The organism is Kribbella sp. NBC_01510 (genome assembly GCF_045040325.1).
In the GTDB taxonomy this organism is placed as follows: Bacteria; Actinomycetota; Actinomycetes; order Propionibacteriales; family Kribbellaceae; genus Kribbella.
Window position 1 is genome coordinate 2,287,424 of sequence record NZ_CP109418.1, and the last position, 20,849, is coordinate 2,308,272.

Sequence of the window (20,849 nt, forward strand, 5' to 3'; positions counted from 1 at the left end):
TCTTGACCTCAAGTTCACTTGAGGGATGACAGTCGGGGCATGACTCCTGAATCCTCCGACCGTCCTGTCGCTCTCATCACCGGTGCGTCCGCCGGTCTCGGACTCGCGCTGGCGCACGGACTCGCCGGACGCGGCTGGACGCTGGTGATCGACGCCCGCGGCGCCGAAGCACTGAAGGACGCGGCCGACGCGCTGGCGAGCCACACCGATGTGATCCCGCTAGCGGGCGACGTCACCGACCCCACGCATCGCGCCGACCTGGTCGACGCCGTGGCCGGGCTCGGCCGGCTCGACCTGCTCGTCAACAACGCGAGCTACCTCGGCCCGAGCCCTCTGCAGGCGTTGGGGTCCGCCGATCTCGACGAACTGCGTCGCGTCTACGAGGTCGACGTACTGGCACCGATCGCTCTGACCCAAGCACTGCTGCCATCACTCACCGCGGCGTCGGGTGTGCTGCTCAACATCAGTTCTGACGCCGCAGTGGAGGCATATGAGACGTGGGGCGGCTATGGCTCCGCCAAGGCCGCACTTGACCACGCGACCCGAGTCCTCGCGGCGGAGCACCCCACGCTGTCCGTGTACGCCGTCGATCCGGGTGATCTGCGTACGGCGATGCACCAGGCCGCGTTCCCCGGTGAGGACATCTCGGACCGGCCCGAGCCGGCGACCGTCGTACCGGCGTTCCTGCAGTTGCTCGACAGCCGGCCGGAGAGTGGTCGCTACCGAGCCGCCGAGTTCACGCCGGCGGTGACGTCGTGAGGGTGCATCCCCACACCAGATTCGTCCTGCCCGATTCACTCAACGCCGGCGAACCACCCGAGGCCCGGGGGCTGTCGCGGGATCAGGTGAAGCTGCTGGTCACGGAGAGGTCGACCGTCACGCACACCCGCTTCGACCGGATCGGCGAACACTTGCGACCGGGAGACCTGCTCCTGGTGAACACCTCCGGCACATTGCCCGCGGCCGTCGACGGCTCATGGATCAGCGGGTCGGGTGTGGAGCCAGTGGTCGTGCACTTCTCCACTGCGCTCGACGACGGCACTTGGGTGGTCGAGCTGCGCAACGGTGGTGCACCGATGTTCGGCGGTACGGCGGGCGACCACGTCGAACTGCCAGAGGGTGTGCTGACGCTGCTGTCGCCGTACCAACCGGGCTCCAATCGCCTATGGCGTGCCAAGCCTCCAGCGGTGGATGTGCTCGGCTACCTGGAACGCCATGGCCGTCCGATCACCTATAAGTACGTCGGTCAGCAATGGCCGCTGGCGTCGTACCAGACTGTTTTCGCCCGCGAGCCTGGCAGCGCGGAGATGCCCAGTGCGGCAAGGCCGTTCAGCTTTGAGCTGGTGAGTCACCTGGCGTCGCAGGGCGTGCTGATCGCGCCGATCCTCCTGCATTGCGGCGTGTCGTCACTCGAGAGCCACGAACCACCTCTGCCCGAGCGGTACGACGTACCCGCGCACACGGCCCGCTTGGTCAACTGGGTCAAGGCCAACGGAGGGCGCGTGATCGCAGTCGGCACGACCGCGGTCCGAGCCATCGAGTCAGCCGTCAGGCCAGATGGCTCTGTCAGCGCGGCGCACGGCTGGACCGACCTCGTCCTCGGCCCGGACCACTCGGTGCGCGTTGTGGATGGCCTTGTGACCGGGATGCACGCACCCGAGGCCTCGCACCTACTCCTTCTCGAGTCGGTCGTCGGAGGCAGTACCGTCCAGCGCGCCTACGACGCGGCCCTGGACGAGCACTACCTCTGGCACGAGTTCGGCGACAGTTGCCTGCTGCTGCGCTGACGACGTCGGCAACTGCCCCTCATTGCCCGGCCGTGCACGTTTCTCCACCGCACGTGGACTCATCGCAGGTGTCCTTACCACTTGGGTCCCCCGTCGGGACGTCACCTGATTAGACGAGTATCTGGCCCTCGCTGTCATCCGCATTCATCGAACCGAGCGCAAATTGTGGCCTAGGCCGATTAGTTGCCTATTGAACCGCCGGCAGCGTACGCGGCGTGCCGCGGCCGCGTCTTCGGACGCACGCGGGGCCTTGGGACAAGATGGCGGGACTTGGGACAGGTCGTGAGGTGTCCCTGGCCCCGACATCGGCCGTCGGCCGTAGGTCTCGGCCTGGGCGGACGTGGCACACTCACCAACCCGGTCCGGCAGCCGCCGAGTGCTCGCGGCCGAGCGTGCCATCTCTGGCATCGCGCTGCTTGGCGAGTGGCACAGGTCCGGTCACGGCCGGCATCGCTGAACTCGCCGCCGGGCGGGGGGTGGCGGACTTCCAGGCCATCACAATCGCCGAGACGCTGCGATCGTCGGCGGGAGGCCTTCGTCCTCGCCTCGTTGTGATGGCCTGGCGATCCGGTCGACGGCACGGGCAAACACCCACCGAACCGACCTGAGCGCCGGATATGCCCTCGAACGCGGCAGGCGCCGGGCCGGGCCGGGAGGCGGGACGCGGGAGGCGGCGACTGGTTCCGCCGTGCCGGCGATCTGGTCGTCGGGGTCAAGCGGTTCGAATCCTGAACGCGCGAAACCCGGCCGACTCACCGTCCGGAGAGCTGCCGCCCCGTCCGGAGAGCTGCCGCCGCAGCACTGTGCGGCGGGTGTGGTCACCCTGCACCAACCGCTCTTCGGTCGGAGCTGGGTCAGGTGCGGGTCTTCTTGCGGCGGTGGTTGCTGGTTTGGAGGAAGACCCAGGCTACGGCTGCGCCGGTGAGGAAGCCGCCGAGGTGGCCTTGCCAGGAGATGCCGGGGATGACGAAGGAGAGGACGGCGGTGATCGCGACGTAACCGAGGATCCAGGTGACGTCGAGGCCGCGGGCACGGTTGACCACCAGGAGGGCGCCGACCAGGCCGAGGACGCCGCCCGACGCGCCGAGGGTCGCCGAGCCGGGGGCCGCGAGCAGCCAGACCGCGATGCCGCCGCCGATGGCTGACAGCAGGTAAAGGGTCAAGAACCTGATCCGGCCGAGCATCTGCTCCAGCGGCGGACCGAGCACGTAGAGCATGAACAGGTTCGAGAAGATGTGGAAGATCTGCACGTGCGTGAAGGCCGACGTGAGCAACCGCCACGGCTCGTTGTCCACCAGCACCGGGACCAGCACCAGGTCGTTGAGGATCCGGGCGCTGCCGGTGCGGACGGCGATGAAGACCAGCACGTTGATCGCCATCAGGCTGAGCGTGACGACCTGCGGGCTACCGCGCTGGATGCCGCCGAGCGAGGTGCGGGTGCGCGGCACCGACTTCACGCCCTCGTTGAAGCAGCTCGGGCACTGGAAGCCGACCGCGGCGCTGTTCATGCAGGCCGGGCAGATCGGCTTGTCACAGCGCTGGCAACGGACCCCGGCGGGCCGATCCGGGTGCCGGTAGCAGACGGTCTCGGTCACGCGGCTGGATCCTCCACAGGACGGCGGATCCGGGCCGGCTGACCGGCCCGGACCGGGAAATCAGGCGTTCTTACGCTCGATCACGACGGTGTTGATCAGGATCGGCTCGATCGGCCGGTCGCCCGGCGCGGTCTTCGCGGTCGCGATCGCGTCCACGACCTTCTTCGACTCGTCGTCGGCGACCTCACCGAAGATCGTGTGCTTGCGGTTCAGGTGCGGCGTCGGGACCACGGTCACGAAGAACTGCGAGCCGTTGGTGCCGCGGCCGAACTGGATGCCGGCGTTCGCCATCGCCAGCAGGTACGGGCGGTCGAACTGGAGCTCCGGGTGGATCTCGTCGTCGAAGGCGTACCCGGGCGAGCCGGTGCCGGTGCCGAGCGGGCAGCCGCCCTGGATCATGAAGCCGTCGATGACGCGGTGGAAGGTCAGGCCGTCGTAGAACTTCCTCGTGGTGACCTGCCCGGTCTGCGGGTCGGTCCACTCCTTGGTGCCCTCGGCCAGGCCGACGAAGTTGCTCACCGTCTTCGGCGCGTGGTTGGGGAACAGCCTGATGACGACGTCACCCTTCGTCGTCTGCAGGGTCGCGTACAGCTCTTCGGCCACGGGAGTCACTCCTAGATCAGTTACGGCTTACGCCCTCGATCCTGTCATGTGAGTCCAAGCAGAACCGCACCGACCGGCCGGAAACCAATACGCCACCCCTCCGCATCGCTCCGGGGCCAAGCAGAACCGGATCGCCCAGGCGCTGGACAATCGCCCGGGCCTCGGCTTTGCTCCCGGGTAGGGGAAGGGGAGAACTGCGTTGGGGAATGGGTGGGGCGGGGATGGGGCACCGGGTGATCGGCTGGGTACGTCGTACGATGCAGATGACACCGGATTTGTCCAGAGCCGTATCAGCAGGGTCCATGACGCCGATGGGCCGGAGCGCTGTCCGTCATGACGGGTGGCACCGAGGAGGGAACCGTGGGTTCAAGGAAGTCCAATGGCCGGGCCGAGACCAAGAAGGACAAGGTCCGGCCACTCGCCGAGTCGGCGTCGGGGAAGATCGGACCGGCCGTCGGCCAGGTCCGTGACCACCTCGGCCCCGCTGTGGGCACCGCACGGGAGAAGGTGTCGCCGTACGCCGAGAAGGCCGTCGAGCGTGGCGCGCACTATGCAGGAGTGGCGGTCGAGAAGGCCAGCCCGGTGATCGACGATGCGCTGGCCCGCGTCGGACCGGCCACCGGGGCCGCCGCCGAGAAGGCGCGCGTGCGGTTCAACGACGACGTGCTGCCGAAGGTGACCGCCGCGCTGGTTTCGCTCGCGGCCGCCGCCGAGCCGGTGGTCGAGGAGACCTCGCGCCGGGGCAAGGCCACCAAGGCCGCGCTCAAGGGTGAGATCGACGTGCCGAAGAAGAAGAGCCACAAGCTCCGCACGGTCGTGCTGATCCTGGGCTTCGGCGCCCTGGCCGCGGCAGCGGTGAAGAAGCTGCTGACCCCGCCGGAGCCGGCCTGGCAGTCGACCCCGACCAGCGGCCGCGACTACAGCTCCGCCCCGGCCGGTACGACGTCGCGCCCGGAGAGCCCGAGCGCCAACGGCAAGACCGACGCCCCGAAGGCCGAGTCGCCGAAGCCGGACACCGCCAAGACCGACACGGCCAAGCCCGACACCGCGAAGCCCGCCGACACCGCCAAGACCGAAGCCACGAAGGCGGACGCCGAGGCAAAGGCGGCCGCGAACGGCGCCACGTCGAACGGCCCGGCGGCCAAGAAGACCACCACCTCCCGGAAGCCGACCGGCTCGACCGAGTCCAAGCCGACCGACTCCTGACCAACCACCGCAACTGACCAACCGCGACTGACCGACCACCGCAACGGCGAAGGCCGCGAACCCGATCCGGGGGTTCGCGGCCTTCGTTTGTTCGGCGTCGCCTTGCGCGTACGACGTCAGTTCGGTTGCGGCTCGGGATCAGTATCGGCGTCGGCGTGATCCGGCTTGGCGATCGTGTAACGGCCGGCCGAGAGCAGCTGGGTGGCGTACCGGTGGGTGATGCACGGATAGGTGCCGCCGCAGTGCAGGCAGACCGCGTCGTTGCGGTGCAGCCACGGGAGAATGCCGAACCGCTTGATCCAGGTCAGCGGCTCACGGTCCGGCGCGTGCAGTTGGAGCGCCGCACGGGCGGCGTCCTGGATCTCGGGGGCGGACCAGTCTTCGGCGCTCTTGTCCATCAGCGCGCTGAGGTCGGGGTGGAGGTGGGCAGTCGAGCGGGTTTTGGTCATCTATGAGTCTTCCGGGGCAGGGTGGAGGGCGCGGTTGAATCGCTCGCTTCAAACGTGACGACTCGATCGCTATGAGCAACGGTAGTCCTCTGGTAACCCCAACCGCGCGCTGATAAGCACCATCGCGGTGTCAGATCTTCGTCAGGTTTCGCAGCGTGCCGCGCCGGTTACACCGGTTCAGGTCCAGAGCGTCTCGAGTGTGACCCGGGCCTCGAGCTCGAGCAGATGCCGCTTGGTCGGGATGCCGCCGCCGAAGCCGACCATCTTCCCGCCGGCGCCGACCACCCGGTGGCAGGGCAGGACGATGGCGATCGGGTTCCGGTTGCAGGCGACGCCGACGGCCCGGGCGGCGCCGGGATCCCCGACGATCTTCGCGACGTCGCCGTACGTCTGCATCTCGCCGTAGGGGATCCGGCCGAGCTGGGCCCAGACGGCGCGCTCGAAGTCGGAGCCGCCGGGGACCGAGAGCGGCACGGTGAACTGCTGGAGCTCGCCGGCGAAGTACGCCTTCAGCTGCTCGGCGGTCTCGGTGAGCAGTGGGTCGGCGTCGACCGGCCGATCGGTCGAGCCGAAGTGCAGGCGGCAGAGGCCGATGTCGTCGACCGCGAGAGTGAGGTCGCCGATGGGCGAGTCGATCACGGACCAGCGCATACCCCCATCCTGCCGCTGCCCACCGACAGTTTCCGGCGGAAATGCGCCACCAAACGACCGCGACGTGATGTCCTCGCCTGGTCACGCCGTGTTGTGCTACATCTGATCCATGCCGAGCCGGGCGTCGCAACCCCCGCTGGACCGCTGGTTCAGTTCCGAGCGTGCGATGGGCCTGGCCGCGTCGATCCTGATCGGGCTCGTCACCGTCCTCACGTGGGCGACCGCCTGGTCGGACTGGTACTCGTACCAGACGCTGAAGAAGTACGCCGACGACCCGGGCCGACTGGCCGAGGCCGACCTCATCTCCGGCTCGCTCGGCATCGTCGCCGCGCTCGCACTGCTGGCGGCCGCGGTGGTGTTCATCGTCTGGCTCTGGCGGGTCCGGTGGAACGCGGAGATGTTCTGCCGCGGCGAGCACCGGTTGACCCGTGGTTGGGTGCTCGGCAGTTGGATCTGCCCGATCGTGAACCTCTGGTACCCCAAGCAGGTCGTCGACGACATCATGGCGGCCAGCGACCCGCGGACCGATCCGCACACGGCGAGCTTGAAGGAGATCCCGGGCACCCAACTGGTCTGGATCTGGTGGCTCACGTGGGTGGTCGGCCTCGTCACCGGCAACATCGTGCAGCGCGGCGTGCTGGCCGGCTCGACGCAGCTCGGTGACCTGCGGACGAACGTCGTACTGTCCAGCATCTCGGCCGTGTTCACCACCGCGGCCGCAGTGCTCGCGGTGATTCTGGTCGGGCGGATCGACGAGCTGCAGACCAAACGTCCGTGGGTGCCGTGGTGGGCGATCGACCAGCCGCAGAACGGGTTCCAACCTCCTGCGCGGTAAACCAAACCGTCACGCACCGTCCAATGCGTCGTTACAAGTGGTGATGGGCGTACGAAAAGAACATGTTAAGTCGACACCCTCCGTGCAGGGGCCGACTCCCGTCGCGTACCTACTTCGTGGTATCAATGTGGCTCGGTCATGCGGGGGCAGGATCTGGCCGAGACGCCCAACGAACGACGGAGTTCCAGCAACGCGAGGGACGCGAGACGTGAGCCACCCGCAGCCAGCAGTCCTGTCTGCCCTTGAAGACCACGAAGAATGGCAGCCACACGCTGCCGAGGAGTTCCAGCAAGTCGGAACGGTGGGCAAGATCGCCATCGGTCTGCTGGGTGCATCGACGGTCACCCATCTGCTCTCCACCTGGTCCGACTGGAACACGTACTCCGTCGTCCACCGCTACCTCGGCGGGATGCCGAACGTCGACGACGCGGACCTGAACCGCGCCGACGCGATCGCCAAGGTCACCGCGGTCCCGAACGTCATCATCTCGGTCACCGCCGCCGTGGTCTTCGTCATCTGGCTCTGGCGGGCCCGGATCAACTCCGAGGTGTTCTGCCAGGCCGACCACCGCCGCAGCCACGGCTGGGTGCTGGCCAGCTGGTTCGTCCCCGGCCCGAATCTCTGGTATCCGAAACAGATCGTCGACGACGTCTGGCTCGCCAGCGATCCGAAGACCCCGGTGTACACCGACGACCTGCGCCGATTCCGGACTCCCACCCTCACCTCCGCGTGGTGGGTGGCCTGGGTCGGCGCTCTCGCGTTCGACGTGGTGGTCCGCCGCTTCCTGATGTGGATGGAGGCGACCGTCGGGTCGCTGCGCGGGATCGCCCTGGCCGGTACGGCGTCGCTCGTGCTGACGGCCGTGTCCGCGGTCGCGGCGACGATGGTGATCCGCAAGATCAACGGGATGCAGACCGGCCGCGCGTGGGTCCCGTGGTGGGACGAGCGCGAGCCGAAGCTCACCGCGGTGCCCACCTACGCGAACGACGACACCGACGAGCAGCCCGCCATCTCCGAGCCGATCGCCCAGTCCGCCCCGATGCCGGCACCCTCGCGGCGGCTGGAGCGCCAGCCCGAGTTCCAGATGGCCGGCGTCAGCCAGGCCCCGGCGCCGAACCCGTTCGCTCCGGCTCCGACTCCGGCCCCGGCCCCGGCCCCCGCTCCGCAGGGCTTCCCGGGTGACGGTGCGGCCGCGGGTGGATTCCCTGGCGGTGGCAGCCCCTTCGCGGCCGGTGCCGCGCCCGCCGCATTCGGTGGCGACAACGCTCCGGAGGAGCCGCCGAAGTGGAGCCCGTTCGCTCCGGTCGTGCAGAGCTGGCAGGACGGCAACGACACCGGTCCGGCCACCGAGCAGTTCAACGCGGTCGAGTCCTGGCAGCACGAGCGGCAGGCCGAGGAGACGTCGTACGAGAGCCCGAAGACGTCCTGGAGCGACTACCTGGACTCCGGCAGCGACGACATCCTCTCCACCGACACCGGGAGCCGTTGGCTGGACGAGGCGGCGCCGATGACCGTCGCCCAGCCGGACCCGTACTCGTACCAGCCGGAGCAGCCGGCCGAGCCGTCGTGGGCGGCCACCTACTCCGAGCCGTACTCGTACGAGACGCCCGACTACCTGACCCCGACGTCCTCCGTTCCGGAGGTCGAGACCGCACCCGAGCCTGAGCCCGCGCCAGTTGCGCGCGCCGGTCGCCGGGCCGCTCGGGTCGCGGTGGACAGCCCGTCGGCGATCCAGCCAGCGATCCCGTCGCACGCCGTGGACACCCCGCCCGAGCACACCGTGTACGCGCCGTCGGAGCACACCATGCCGTCGTCGCACGTGACGGCGGGCTCCGGATACTACGAGCCGGCACCGGCTGTGACGCAGCAGGACGACTTCCTGACCCCGTCGAAGCCGCTGCCGCCGGTTCCCGAGTACGGCCCGGAGCCGTCGTACCAGGCCGACAACCACGGCTCGGACTACGGCAACTCGTCGTACGGCGAGTCCAGCTACCAGCCGTCGTCGTACGAGGCCCCCTCGGACTACCAGACGTCGTACAGCCCGGAGTACCCGAGCAGCAGCTACGACCAGCAGACCGACTACGGCTACAGCTCGGACTACTCGAGCAACAGCAACAGCAACTACGAGTACGACTCCTACAGTGGCTCGCAGTACAGCAGCAACGAGCCCTACGAGACCTACAGCCCGAACTACACGTCGGAGTCGTACTACACCCCGGCTGAGGAGCAGCAGCAGCCGACGGAGTACGAGCAGCAGCAGCCGTACTCCTACGAGCAGCAGCAGCCCGCTCCCGAGCAGCCCACCACGCCGCGCACCCACCCGCGCCGTCGCTGGGTCTGATCAGCTGATATGTAGGGACCTCTTGTCAATGGGCAGGTTGAGGCGCCCGTCCCGGACGGTGTTCGGGGCGGGCGCCTCTTGGCTTTGTCGGCTGGTGTGTCGTTGGCGACGCGCGGTCAGACTGATATGCGCGGGTTGGTTACCGCAGGACGGGGTGTTCGGCAGGAGCGGGTCCGCGTGTCTAGGATCGAGCGTCGCCCGGCCGGGCCGGGTTGCTCATAGCTGTGTCGCGGGTCGCTCCACGCGCTGCTTCCACCTCGGTGGTCGACGAAGCCGGCTTGTGGGATCTACTCCTCGAGCACGGCCAGGGACCAGCACCAGCCGGCCAGCTCGCGGGCGATGGCGACGTTGGCGACCACGTGGCGCTTACGACGGGTCCGGAAAGCGTCCCAGCGATCATGCAGTCGCCGGTTGCCGGCGTCGCCGCGGGCACGGGCGGCCGGCGACGCGAGTTCCCATCGGTCGCGCATGGTCTTGCCGGCCACGTAGCGGGCGCGGTGGTGCCAGGCCGCTTCGATGAGGAGCCGGCGGACGTGGGTGTTGCCGGTCTTGGTGATCGATCCTTGGACCCGGGACTGGCCGGAGGAGTACTCCGAGGGGACCAGGCCGACGAAAGATCCGATGGTGTTTCCGGTGAACCGGTGCCAGTCGCCGATCTCGACCGCCAGCGCGAACCCGGTCAGGGCACCGATCCCGCGCAGACAGCCAAGCCGGTGGACCAAGGGTGTGAACTGGCTGTCGGCGGCCATCGCCGTGATCGCGGTATCGAGGCGGTCGCGGCGGGCCTGGACGGCCAGGACGGCGTCGTAGTCGGACTCGAACGTCAGCTGCAGCGCCACCGAGTCGAACCGCTGACCTCGCAGCCACGCGTCGTGCGCACCGGTCCATGCCTGCCCACCGGAGTAGACGATGCCTTGGCGCAGCAAAAGCTTGGACAGCCGGTGCCGGGCACGCATCAGATCCGCGCGGGCGTCTTCGCGGGCCCGGACCAGATCCCGGGCGGTCTCTTGTTCCACGGTCGGGACCGACACCGGCGTGAACTCGTCCAGCCGCAACAGCCGGGCCAGATGCACCGCGTCCTTCGCGTCGGTCTTGACCCGATCACCGCTGGGTCGCTGCAGCTTGCTCGGCGCGACCACCTCGCAGCGGATCCCGGCCGCGGTCAGTGACCTGGCCAGCCCGAACCCGGTCGGACCGGCCTCATAGGCCACCGCCACCGGGCCCGGCAGATCACCCAACCAGGACCGGATGTGTTCATGCGACGGAGTCAGCCTCGCCTGGACGAGCTCACCCGTCACGCCATCGATCGCCGCCGCGACAACCGATCGGGCGTGCACATCCAGCCCCACACTCGTACGCTCGACAAACACCGGGGCCTCCCACAAATGTCGGATAGGCCGAGCAGGCAGCCCCTACTCGGTAACCCACGAATGTTGTGAGTGAGGCCCCGGCCCGCAACCCCGTCACGACGACGGCGCCACTACATACCGTCTAGCCGTATGCATCTAGCCTTCGCCACGCTCGGCTGCCCCGGAGCGCCCCTCGACCATGTCCTGGAGCTTGCCAAGGGCAACAATATCTCCGGACTGGAACTGCGCGCCGCGCCTGACGAGTTCACCCACACCGGGCTGACCGCGGCGCAGCGGCGCGAGCTGCGGACCCGGATCGAGGACGCCGGTCTGGAGATCCTCGCGGTGAGCAGCTACGTCAAGCTCTGCGCGGTCGAGGACCAGCCTCTCGAGGCCCACCTCGAACTCGCCGCCGACCTCGGTGCCCGCGGCGTCCGCGTCTTCCCCGGCGACGATCCCGGTACGACGGACGCGACGGACGCCGGTACGGCGGACTCCCCCACCCCCGGCGAGATCCGGGCCCTCGATCGGGTCACGTCCGCCCCCAGGGATGTCCACATCCTGTTGGAAACTCACGACTCGCACTCCGCCGGCCGGCAGGTCGCCGCGCTCTGTGCGCTGCTCGACACCGACGTCCCCGACCACAACGTGAAGGTGATCTGGGACAGCTCGCACACCTGGTCACACGGCGAGAGCCCGGCCGAGGCGTTCAACCTGCTGCAGCCGTGGCTGGAGTTCGTGCAGGTCAAGGACAGTGACTCCCGTCAGGACTACCGCCCCGTCGCCATCGGCGCCGGCGACTTCCCGGTCCACGATCTGCTGCAGACCCTCGACGGCACCGACTACCCGGTCTCCCTCGAGTGGGAGCTCAAGTGGCACCCGCACCTCCCGCCGTTGGAGGAAGCCCTCCCCGCCGCGCTCGCCTGGTTGAGCTAGGGCGTCGGCGCGGTCAGGTAGCGCGTAAGGGTGGGGCCGAGCCAGGCGACCACGTCGTCGTGGGACATGGTCGCGATCGGCGCGATCCCCAGGATGTAGCGGCAGAGCGCGAAGCCCAGAGTCTGGCTCGCGACCAGACCGGCCCGAATGGCCGGCTGCTCGATCGCGAGGTCGCGGAGCGTCGGCGCGAGCTGGGCGGCGAACAGTTCACGCATCCGGTCGGCCGCCGCCTCGTTGGTGACCGACGACCGCAGTAACGCCCGGAGCGTGTCGTCGCCCTCCCATCGCGTCACGAAGTGCCGCACGACAGCCTCGCCCAGCTGGTCCGGCGGGACGTCGCGGAAGTCGGGCAGCCGGAGGTCGAACTCGGCCGCCGCGGCGAACAGCTTCTCTTTGTTGCCGAAGTACCGCATCACCATCGCCGGGTCGATCGCCGCGTCGGCCGCGATCGCCCGGATCGTGGCCCGCTCGTACCCGTCCGCGCCGAAGCGCTCCCGGGCCGCCGTCAGGATCGCCGCCCGGGTCCGGTCCGACTTCTTCTCCGCCATGCCCCCAGCATATGCCAACGGTTGTTGACTTTTCCCGAGACCGCTCCTACAGTAAAAGTCAACAAGCGTTGATAAATGCGAAGGGGAGGAACATGATTCCGGAGAGTGCTGATGTCGTCGTGGTGGGTGCCGGTCCGGTGGGGCTCGCGGTGGCAGCCGGGCTCCGCCTGCACGGTCACTCGGTGGCCGTGGTCGACCGGCAGGCCGCGGGTGCGAACACCTCGCGGGCCTGCGTGATCCACCCGCGGACCCTGGAGATGCTGGACCAGATCGGCGCCACCAAGCGGCTCGTCGACGAAGGCCTGGAGCTGGAGGAGTTCGCGGTCCGCGACGCCGACCGCCGCCTGATCCCGGTCGGCTTCGCCGAGCTGCCGACCAAGTACCCGTTCATCGTGATGATCCCGCAATCGGACACCGAGCGGATCCTGCTCGAGCGGCTCGAGGAGCTCGGTGGCTCGGTGCTGCGGCCGTACGCCGCCACCGCCGTGACCCAGACCGTGGACGGCGCCGAGGTGACCCTGGACAGCGGCGACGTGATCAAGGCGAAGTACGTCGTCGCCGCCGACGGGATGAACAGCACGGTCCGCGAGCTGGCCGGTCTGCGGATGCCCGGCAACACCCTGCAGCTGTCCTGCAGCCTGATCGATGTCCGGGTCGACGGCGGTCTGCCGCTGGACGAGGTCGCCCTGTACTTCTCGAACGAAGGCCTGCTCGTGGTGGCGCCGTTGCCGGACGGATCGTTCCGGCTGGTCGCGGAGGTGCACGACGCCCCGGAGCACCCGGACGCCGCATACGCGCAGCAGTTGCTGATCGACCGCGGTCCGCGCAAGACCTCGCCGAAGGTCACCGAGGTGGTCTGGGGCTCGCGGTTCCGGATCCACGAGCGGGTCGCCGACGAGTACCGGGCCGGCCGGATCCTGCTGGCCGGTGACGCGGCGCACACCCACAGCCCGGCCGGCGGCCAGGGGATGAACCTGGGACTGCGGGACGCGGTGACGCTGGCCGACGCCCTCTCGGTAGCGCTGACCCGCGGCGACGAGGCGGACCTCGACGCCTACGCGACCAACAGCCGCGCCGAGGCGGTCCGGGTGATCGGGCTGGCGCACCGGCTGACCCGGCTCGCGAACCTCCCCCGGCCGCTGCGCCAGGTGCGCAACACGATCGTCGGCCTGGCCGGCCGGCAGCAGAAGGTCCAGGTCAAGTTCGCCAAGCAGTTGGCAGGCTTCCCAGAGCGCTGACCGGCCGCTAGCCTTCAGTTGCCACAAGCAACCATTCGACGACTGGAGGTCGTGGTGTTCCGCCCCACCCGATGGACCCGCATCACTCCGCTCGCGCTCGCGGCCGTCCTCGCCTTCGGCGCCGCGAGCCACGTGCGGGCCACACCGTCACCGGACCGGAGGCCGAGCAGGCCGACGAACTGATCCACCTGCTCCGGGTCAACACGCCGACGCAGGCCGACCGCATGCGGCTGGCCGGCCTCGATCTCGACCTGGCCCGGACCCCCGGCGGCCAAGTGCGGGGTTCACCCCTGATCTGGCCCCTCCACCCCACGTATGCGGTGGGCAGAAGGGTGCGGCTGCGAGGTTCTCCCCCGAAATTGACCCGAGCGGAAGCCAGATTCGGTAACGACCTCAACGGTGCTTGGCGAGGACTGGGCGCCGAGTCGACCGTCAATCCAGCCCGGCACTCCATCAAAGCCGGCCGATCACCGTCGGCCGGGACGCGAGCGTGACCGCGAACCTCACCTGCTAACCAGCGGTCGACTCCCGGATCTCCAACGTGTACGGGACGGTGAGGTCGCGGCGAGCAGCCTCACCGGTCCCGGCGATCCGCTCGAGCAGGAGACCGACCGCGTTGTCGGCCAGCCATTCCTTGTCCGGCGAGATCGTGGTCAACGACGGCGCGTGGTAACGGCCGTCCTCGATATCGTCGAAGCCCACGACCGCGACATCGCCCGGGACTTTGAGGCCGGCGTCGGCCAGGGTCCGCAGTGCACCCAGCGCCAGCAGGTCGTTGAAGCAGAACACCGCGTCCGGCGGCTCCGGCAACGCCAGCAGCTCGCGCATCGAGGCCGCGCCGTCGGGCCGGTGATACCCGGTCCCGGCCAGCTCGAGCGCCGGGTCGTGCGGGATCCCGGCCGCCTTGAGTGCTTTCCGGTAGCCCCTCCGCCGGACCGCTCCGGTGCTCGTCCCGCCGACGCCGATGGCCGCGATCCTGCGCCGTCCCAGCGCGATCAGATGCGTGGTGGCGTCGTACGACGCCTGGACCGAGTTGACCGCGACCCGGTCGAACTGGCCGCCGGCCGGTCGCTCGCCGAGCAGGACCAGCGGCTTCCCCGTTTCGGAAACGGTCAGTTTGGCCGGGAACGTGCTGATCGGGGAGAAGATGATGCCGTCGATCAACTGCCCGCGCATGCCGTCGAGGACCACCTTCTCGGCGGGGGCCTCGCCCTCGGTCTGGTCGATCAGCACGGTGATGCCGCGGCGCTTCGCGGCCCGGCTGATCGCGGCGCCGAGTTCGGCGAAGTACGGCGAGGCCATCTCGGGGATCGCCAGTGCGATGAAGTCGGACCGGCCCTTGCGCAGCGAGCGGGCGCTGACGTTGGGCCGGTAGTCGAGGGCGGCGATCGCAGCCTCGACCTTGGCCCGGGTCTGTGCGGTGATGTGCGGGTAGTCGTTGATGACGTTGGAGACGGTCTTCACCGACACCCCGGCCCGCGCGGCCACATCGCTCAGCCTGGTCGTCATCGCCAACCTCCTGTCACCGGCCTGAGCCTGAGTGTGTCACGGCCGTTCAGCGCGAACCCTTTACACGGGTTGTCAATCGTTGTAGACATCCACGTTAAACGTTGTAAAGACCCTCCGGGAGGTCCTGTGGCGCGGCTTGTGGTGGACCCGGCGTTCGTGGTCGGCGCGCTCGACCGGCGGCTGTTCGGCTCGTTCGTCGAGCACATGGGCCGCTGCGTCTACACCGGCATCTACGAACCCGGCCACGCCACCGCCGACCCGGACGGCTTCCGCCAGGACGTGCTCGACCTGGTCCGCGAGCTCGGCGTCACCACCATTCGCTACCCCGGCGGGAACTTCGTCTCCAACTACGACTGGGAGGACGGCGTCGGGCCGAAGGACCGGCGGCCGCGGCGGCTCGACCTGGCCTGGCGGGCGATCGAGCCGAACCAGTTCGGCACCGACGAGTTCGTCGCCTGGTCCCGGAAGGCGGAGATCGAGCCGATCTGGGCGGTCAACCTCGGCACCCGCGGGATCAGGGAAGCCGTCGAACTGCTCGAGTACTGCAACCTTCCGGCCGGCACCGAACTGCCCGACCGCCGGGTCGCGAACGGCAACCCGGACCCGCACGGCATCAAAGTGTGGTGCCTGGGCAACGAAATGGACGGTCCCTGGCAGATCGGTCACAAGACCGCCGAGGAGTACGCGCGGCTGGCCGAGGAGACCGCGAACGCGATGCGGCGGGTCGAGCCCGGGCTCGAACTCGTCGCGTGCGGCTCGAGCAACGCCGGCATGCCGACCTTCGGCGAATGGGAGCGCGTCGTCCTGGAACGCACCTACGACCTCGTCGATCACATCAGCCTGCACGCGTACTACGAACCGCACGACGGTGACCAGGCGAGCTTCCTGGCCGCGTCGGAGGAGATGGACCGGATGATCTCCGAGGTGGTCGCGACCGCGGACCACGTGAAGGCGCTGAAGCGCAGCGACAAGGAGATCACCCTGTCGTTCGACGAGTGGAATGTCTGGTACCAGCAGCATTTCCCCGGAGAGCTCGGCCTCGACATCCGCGAGGCCGGTCCGCTGATCGAGGACAGCTACACCGTCGACGCCGCGGTGGTGGTCGGCAGTCTGCTGATCACGCTGCTCCGGCACGCGGACCGGGTGAAGATCGCTTGCCTCGCGCAACTGGTGAACGTGATCGCCCCGATCCGCACCGAGCCCGGCGGTCGCGCGTGGCGGCAGACCATCTTCCACCCGTTCGCGCTGACCGCGCGGTACGCCGGTCCGACCGTGCTGCAGACCGCGGTGACCGGCGGGCCGGAGATCGACACCGCCCGGTTCGGCCGGATCCCGGCGCTGTGGAGCACAGCGACGTACGACGAGAAGACCGGGGAGACCGCGATCTTCGTGGTGAACCGGAGCGAGACCGACAAGGTCGACCTGGAGATCCCGCTCGGCCTGCGACTGATCGAACACATCGCCCTGTACGACGACGACCGCTTCGCGGTGAACACCGCCGACGATCCGGACCGCGTGGTGCCGCGCGCGGTCGACGGCACCGAGGTCGTCAACGGCACCTGTACCGCCACGCTGCCGCCGGCGTCGTGGCATCTGATCCGCCTGCACCGTTGATTCGAGAGGGGACCCGCCCGTGCCCAAAGAGTTCAACGCAGTCAAGAAACTCCTGGCCGCAGCGCTGGCCGTGGCCGCGGTAGCCGCCGGTACCTCGGCCGCGACAGCAGCACCCGTGGTGACGATGACGAACGCCATCTCGTCGTCCTTCGCCGATACGTTCGCCGACCCGTCGATCATCCAGGGCCGGGACGGCTACTGGTACGCGTACGCCACGTCGGATCCGTTGGTTGCCAACGGCCCGTTCGGGCTGATGCACATGGCCCGGACCAAGGACTTCAGCTCGTGGGAGTACCTCGGCACCGTCTTCAACGACCAGACCAAGCCGGCCTGGGCTGCGCCCGGGTCCTTCTTCTGGGCGCCGGACATCCGGTACTTCGGCGGCCGGTATGTCATGTACTTCACCGTCACCGACACGGCGGCCAACCCAGGCGGTGACCCGGCGATCGGTGTCGCGACCGCCCCGACGCCGGCGGGGCCCTGGACCGCCAGCGACGGCCCGGTGGTCGCGCCGCGGCCTGACGGTGCCGGTGGCTACTTCGGCACCATCGACCCGGCCCTTCTCACCGCGGCCGACGGCAAGCGGTACCTGTACTACGGCGGCTTCTACGGTGGCATCTCCGTCACCGAACTCTCGCCCGACGGTATGCATGCGGTCGGCTCGCCGACTCAGGTGACGATCGGCGACAGGTACGAGGGTTCGTACGTCGTCTACCGCGACGGCTGGTACTACCTGATGGGCTCGTCGATGAACTGCTGCGCCGGCCCGACCACCGGGTACTCCGTCTTCGCGGGGCGATCGCGGTCTCCCCGGGGGCCGTTCGTCGACGCGGACGGTGCCGCTCTCACCGACTCGCGCGTGGGCGGTACGACGGTCATCACGCAGAACGGCAACAAATGGATCGGCCCGGGCCACCATGCGTTCATCACCGACGCGGCCGGGCAGGACCACATCGTCTACCACGCGATTGATCGCGGTACGCCGTGGCTGACCGACCCGTTCGGGATCAACCGTCGGCCGATGCTGATCGATCGGATCGACTGGATCGACGGCTGGCCGCGGACGCGGGCCGGGCTCGGTCCGTCCGACGGCCCGGTGCCCGCGCCGACGACGGGATCCGGGCTGGGTATCGACTCCACCGACCCGGCCGGCGGCCTGCTCGGCGCTCAGCAGAAGCCTGGCGATGCACTTGGCGGCGCAACCGCTGCGATCTCGGATGCTGCGCAGACTCGCAAGCCCGCTCCTGGCGGATCGTTGCGTGTCGAGGCCGATGTTCGTCTCGGCTCTTCGTTCACCACGGTGCTCGGAGGTGCTGCGGTCGTCGTCACGGTCTCTACTGACAAGGTCAGCATCGCGGCTGGTCGAAGTACCGCATCGGCGCCGCTGCCCGCGGACTTCGATCGGACGCAGTGGAACAAGCTGAGTGTCCAGGTCTCCGGCTCTACCGTGAGTGCGCGGTTGAACGACGCGGGTCTGGGTGATGTGTACGCCGAGGCGCAGCTCGCCGTACCCGGTCTGAAGCTCGGGTCCGCGCCGGTGCGGTGGGTCGGGTCGGCGGAGGTGGACAACCTGACTGTGCGTCCGGTGGCACCGCCGGTACGACGGATGGCCGATGTACCGCGGACCGGGAAACTGCTGGCCGGGGACGAGTTCGATGGTGGACTGGGCGCGGACTGGTCGTGGGTGCGCCAGGACTCCGCCGCAGTTGTTGCCGACGGCAAGTTGTCGTGGCCGTTGGAGAACGCGGACCTGGTCGGTGCCGCGAACAACGCCGGGCTGCTGTTCCACACCACGCCGGCCGTCGACAGCTGGATCGCGGAGACCAAGTTGCACCTCGACACTGGTGTCGATGATGTCCGCAACTATCAACAGGCCGGGATGGTCGCGTATCTGAACGACAGCGACTTCGCGCGACTCGGCAACGTGTCGATCTGGAAGACCCGGCAGACGGAGTACGGGCGTGAGTTGGTGGCGCGGCCGTCGGACGGTGCGACTTCGTATGGTGCGGCCGCGATCGGACGGTCGGCGCCGACGCTGTGGATGCGGCTCGCGTACCACAAGAACGCAGCGGGCGAGCATGTGTACCGCGCGGGGACTTCGGTGGACGGGACGAACTGGACGTGGGGCGCGTCGTGGGTGCTGCCCGCTCAGGCGAGGATCGGCTTGTACGCGCACGGTGAATCCACCGGCGCGAACCCACCACCCGTCGCCACCTTCGACTACCTGCGCTTCTACGAAAGCGAGTGAGATGGGTTTCACCAATCCGGTCTACGGCAACAACTTCGCGGACCCGCAGGTTGTTGCCGTAGACAACGTGTACTACGCGTTCGCGACCAATGGGCCGCTCGGCAACGTGCAGACGCTGACGTCGCCGGACCTGGTCTCGTGGGAGCCGGTCGGCGATGCGCTCCCCGCGCTCGCGCCGTGGACCGCGCCGGGCCGGGTGTGGGCGCCGGAGGTCGCGGCCCACGCCGCGGACCGGTACGTCATGTACTACACGTCCGCCGACACTGCCTCGGGCCGGCAGGCGATAGGGGTCGCGGTGGCGTCGAGACCCGAAGGTCCATATGTCGACAAATCGCCTTCACCCCTGATCAACCAGGTGGACGAGGGCGGCTCGATCGACGCGTCGCCGTTCCAGGACTCGGCCGGTAAACGCTGGCTGTACTGGAAGGACGACGGCAACGCGATCGGCGTCGACACCTGGATCTACGCCTCCGAACTCTCCGCCGACGGTCTGACCCTCGTCGGCCCGACCCACCGCCTGATCAAGCAAACCCTCCCCTGGGAAGGCAACCTGGTCGAGGCCCCCTACATGGTCGAACGCAACGGCAAGTTCCACCTCTTCTACTCCGCCAACGCCTTCGACAAAGCGGGGTACGCCGTAGGCCACGCGCTGTGCGAGTCACCAACCGGCACGTGCACCAAGTCCGGCGACCCCATCCTGCGCACCTCTCCCGACGCCGCCGGCCCCGGCCACAACATGGTCCTCCATGTCGCCGACAGCGACTGGTTCGTCTACCACGCCTGGAACCCATCCGCCCCAGGCACAGACCCGACCGGCCGCACCATGTGGCTCTCCGAACTCACCTGGACCGACGACACCCCCGCCGTACAACCACCCCTCCACAACAACCCAACCCACCCGTAAACAACCCCCGCGACCGGCTACCCAAACCCGGTCTGACCGAAGAAGGTAACGGTTCCAGCAAAGCAATGGCCTGCGCCGACGGCATCCGATATGATTTGAGAGTCATATGACGCGGATGTCATAGTCTGGCCTGTGAAGATTGACTGGCCGGCTGACTTCGATGTCTGGCTCGATGACCTCGAGGCTCGGGTTGAGAAGGGAGAGGCGCACGCGAAGCAGGTCCTCATCTTGGTCACCGCAGCGCTCAAGCATCTCCAGGAACTCAAGGAACCACCCACCCGTGACACGGAGACGGCGACGCTGCGATGGATACGGCAATCGAAGCGGTACGCCCTCTGGCGGGTCTCGCATCCTTACCGGGCCGGCGTTGCTGTGCGGCTCATCTGCTGGTTTCCACCAGACTCCGACACCGTGGTCGTCGCGCTGTTCGCAGGCGACAAGGCGCGCATCGGCGATGCGTTCTACAACTCCGTCGGCGGTCGCGCTGACGGTCTCATCGACCAATGGAAACGAGAAGCGATGAGAGGACGGTCATGACCAGTCGCAAGTCAGGTCGGAGGACGTTCGTTCGTGGCAATGAGCGGCTCGACAAGTTGCTGGCTCGGCCGGAGATCGCGGCCGGTGTTGCCGAGGTCGAGGTCGAGGCGCGGGAGATGGATCGGGTCTATGCCGAAAACCTTGCCATGATCCGTCGAGCCAGTGATCTGACTCAGGTCGAGGTCGCTGAGAAGCTTGGAGTCGGGCAGGCGGTTGTTTCCCGGCTCGAGCGGCGAAGTGACATGCTCCTGTCGACGCTGGCGGACTACCTGCACGCGACCGGCGCGGAGCATCCTCGCATTGTTGCGGTGCTCAACGGCGTGGAGGTCGAGCTGGATCTCGACCAGTTCCGCGAGTCGCGCTCGGCGTAGGGGCGCAACCTTTTCGGCTGGTCTCGCATCTAGGTAGGTGTGATGACTGGTAGCGGGCGCGGTTGCGTTGGCTGCTCGGGCGGTGGGGCGGCCGTGGAGGGATCGGCCGCGCTCTGGAGCTCGAGGGC

At 68.5% G+C, this 20,849-nt stretch carries 20 protein-coding genes; 12 read left to right on the forward strand and 8 right to left on the reverse strand.

From position 1 onward, the window contains the following. Positions 1–39: 39 nt before the first annotated feature. The gene (locus OG558_RS11405; RefSeq protein WP_405070184.1) at positions 40–759 is read left to right on the forward strand and encodes an SDR family NAD(P)-dependent oxidoreductase; all 720 of its coding nucleotides are present in this window, start codon (positions 40–42) and stop codon (positions 757–759) included. Next, positions 756–1,787, forward strand: a complete 1,032-nt coding sequence (locus OG558_RS11410; protein WP_405070185.1) for an S-adenosylmethionine:tRNA ribosyltransferase-isomerase — start codon at positions 756–758, stop codon at positions 1,785–1,787. Before OG558_RS11405 ends, OG558_RS11410 begins: the two co-directional genes overlap by 4 nt. 854 nt (positions 1,788–2,641) lie before the next feature. On the opposite strand, the gene OG558_RS11415 is transcribed toward OG558_RS11410, so the two are convergent. Both OG558_RS11415 and OG558_RS11420 read right to left on the reverse strand, forming a co-directional pair. Beyond that, positions 2,642–3,382: a rhomboid family intramembrane serine protease gene (locus tag OG558_RS11415; protein ID WP_405070186.1), complete on the reverse strand. Its 741-nt coding sequence runs from the start codon at positions 3,380–3,382 to the stop codon at positions 2,642–2,644. Between the two features lie 60 nt (positions 3,383–3,442). Further along, positions 3,443–3,985, reverse strand: a complete 543-nt coding sequence (locus OG558_RS11420) for a peptidylprolyl isomerase (RefSeq protein ID WP_405070187.1) — start codon at positions 3,983–3,985, stop codon at positions 3,443–3,445. A gap of 360 nt (positions 3,986–4,345) precedes the next feature. Here OG558_RS11420 and OG558_RS11425 point away from each other — a divergent pair, with 360 nt between their 5' ends. Beyond that, complete coding sequence (locus tag OG558_RS11425) at positions 4,346–5,191, forward strand: hypothetical protein (protein ID WP_405070188.1); 846 nt, start codon at positions 4,346–4,348, stop codon at positions 5,189–5,191. Positions 5,192–5,307: 116 nt separating this feature from the next. Here the strand turns inward: OG558_RS11425 and OG558_RS11430 are convergent, their stop codons facing one another. Both OG558_RS11430 and OG558_RS11435 read right to left on the reverse strand, forming a co-directional pair. After that, the gene (locus OG558_RS11430; RefSeq protein ID WP_405070189.1) at positions 5,308–5,640 is read right to left on the reverse strand and encodes a hypothetical protein; all 333 of its coding nucleotides are present in this window, start codon (positions 5,638–5,640) and stop codon (positions 5,308–5,310) included. A 177-nt stretch (positions 5,641–5,817) separates the two neighbouring features. After that, positions 5,818–6,291 carry a methylated-DNA--[protein]-cysteine S-methyltransferase gene (locus OG558_RS11435; RefSeq protein WP_329483178.1) on the reverse strand — a complete coding sequence of 158 codons (474 nt, stop codon included), beginning with the start codon at positions 6,289–6,291 and terminating at the stop codon, positions 5,818–5,820. A 109-nt stretch (positions 6,292–6,400) separates the two neighbouring features. On the opposite strand from OG558_RS11435, the gene OG558_RS11440 reads away from it, so the two are divergent. Together OG558_RS11440 and OG558_RS11445 are read left to right on the forward strand one after the other, a co-directional pair. Beyond that, entirely contained in the window at positions 6,401–7,126 is a 726-nt protein-coding gene (locus tag OG558_RS11440; RefSeq protein WP_405070190.1) for a DUF4328 domain-containing protein, read from the forward strand. 301 nt (positions 7,127–7,427) lie between these two features. Beyond that, positions 7,428–9,467 (forward strand): DUF4328 domain-containing protein, encoded by a 2,040-nt coding sequence (locus OG558_RS11445; RefSeq protein ID WP_405070191.1) that lies wholly within the window; start codon positions 7,428–7,430, stop codon positions 9,465–9,467. Positions 9,468–9,754: 287 nt separating this feature from the next. On the opposite strand, the gene OG558_RS11450 is transcribed toward OG558_RS11445, so the two are convergent. Next, the gene (locus OG558_RS11450; protein WP_405070192.1) at positions 9,755–10,837 is read right to left on the reverse strand and encodes an IS110 family transposase; all 1,083 of its coding nucleotides are present in this window, start codon (positions 10,835–10,837) and stop codon (positions 9,755–9,757) included. Positions 10,838–10,966: 129 nt separating this feature from the next. On the opposite strand from OG558_RS11450, the gene OG558_RS11455 reads away from it, so the two are divergent. Beyond that, positions 10,967–11,752 carry a sugar phosphate isomerase/epimerase family protein gene (locus OG558_RS11455; RefSeq protein WP_405070194.1) on the forward strand — a complete coding sequence of 262 codons (786 nt, stop codon included), beginning with the start codon at positions 10,967–10,969 and terminating at the stop codon, positions 11,750–11,752. Here the strand turns inward: OG558_RS11455 and OG558_RS11460 are convergent. Next, positions 11,749–12,300, reverse strand: a complete 552-nt coding sequence (locus OG558_RS11460; RefSeq protein WP_405070195.1) for a TetR family transcriptional regulator — start codon at positions 12,298–12,300, stop codon at positions 11,749–11,751. The two genes, OG558_RS11455 and OG558_RS11460, sit on opposite strands and share 4 nt — an antisense overlap. A gap of 92 nt (positions 12,301–12,392) precedes the next feature. Here OG558_RS11460 and OG558_RS11465 point away from each other — a divergent pair, with 92 nt between their 5' ends. Beyond that, positions 12,393–13,538 carry an FAD-dependent oxidoreductase gene (locus OG558_RS11465; protein WP_405070196.1) on the forward strand — a complete coding sequence of 382 codons (1,146 nt, stop codon included), beginning with the start codon at positions 12,393–12,395 and terminating at the stop codon, positions 13,536–13,538. A 14-nt stretch (positions 13,539–13,552) separates the two neighbouring features. Here OG558_RS11465 and OG558_RS11470 read toward each other — a convergent pair whose 3' ends face one another. Continuing rightward, complete coding sequence (locus OG558_RS11470; protein ID WP_405070197.1) at positions 13,553–13,813, reverse strand: hypothetical protein; 261 nt, start codon at positions 13,811–13,813, stop codon at positions 13,553–13,555. A 235-nt stretch (positions 13,814–14,048) separates the two neighbouring features. Next, positions 14,049–15,047 carry a LacI family DNA-binding transcriptional regulator gene (locus tag OG558_RS11475; protein ID WP_405070198.1) on the reverse strand — a complete coding sequence of 333 codons (999 nt, stop codon included), beginning with the start codon at positions 15,045–15,047 and terminating at the stop codon, positions 14,049–14,051. Between the two features lie 126 nt (positions 15,048–15,173). Between OG558_RS11475 and OG558_RS11480 the strand changes: the two genes are divergently transcribed. The 5 genes from OG558_RS11480 (at position 15,174) to OG558_RS11500 (ending at position 20,721) form a co-directional block, all read left to right on the forward strand. Then, the gene (locus OG558_RS11480) at positions 15,174–16,661 is read left to right on the forward strand and encodes an alpha-N-arabinofuranosidase (protein ID WP_405070199.1); all 1,488 of its coding nucleotides are present in this window, start codon (positions 15,174–15,176) and stop codon (positions 16,659–16,661) included. Between the two features lie 19 nt (positions 16,662–16,680). Further along, complete coding sequence (locus OG558_RS11485; RefSeq protein ID WP_405070200.1) at positions 16,681–18,909, forward strand: family 43 glycosylhydrolase; 2,229 nt, start codon at positions 16,681–16,683, stop codon at positions 18,907–18,909. A gap of 1 nt (position 18,910) precedes the next feature. Next, positions 18,911–19,813, forward strand: coding sequence for a glycoside hydrolase family 43 protein (locus OG558_RS11490; protein ID WP_405070201.1), 903 nt, complete (start codon positions 18,911–18,913; stop codon positions 19,811–19,813). Positions 19,814–19,945: 132 nt separating this feature from the next. Beyond that, positions 19,946–20,350 (forward strand): hypothetical protein, encoded by a 405-nt coding sequence (locus OG558_RS11495; protein WP_405070202.1) that lies wholly within the window; start codon positions 19,946–19,948, stop codon positions 20,348–20,350. Next, entirely contained in the window at positions 20,347–20,721 is a 375-nt protein-coding gene (locus OG558_RS11500) for a helix-turn-helix domain-containing protein (RefSeq protein WP_405070203.1), read from the forward strand. Before OG558_RS11495 ends, OG558_RS11500 begins: the two co-directional genes overlap by 4 nt. Positions 20,722–20,849: the final 128 nt, after the last annotated feature.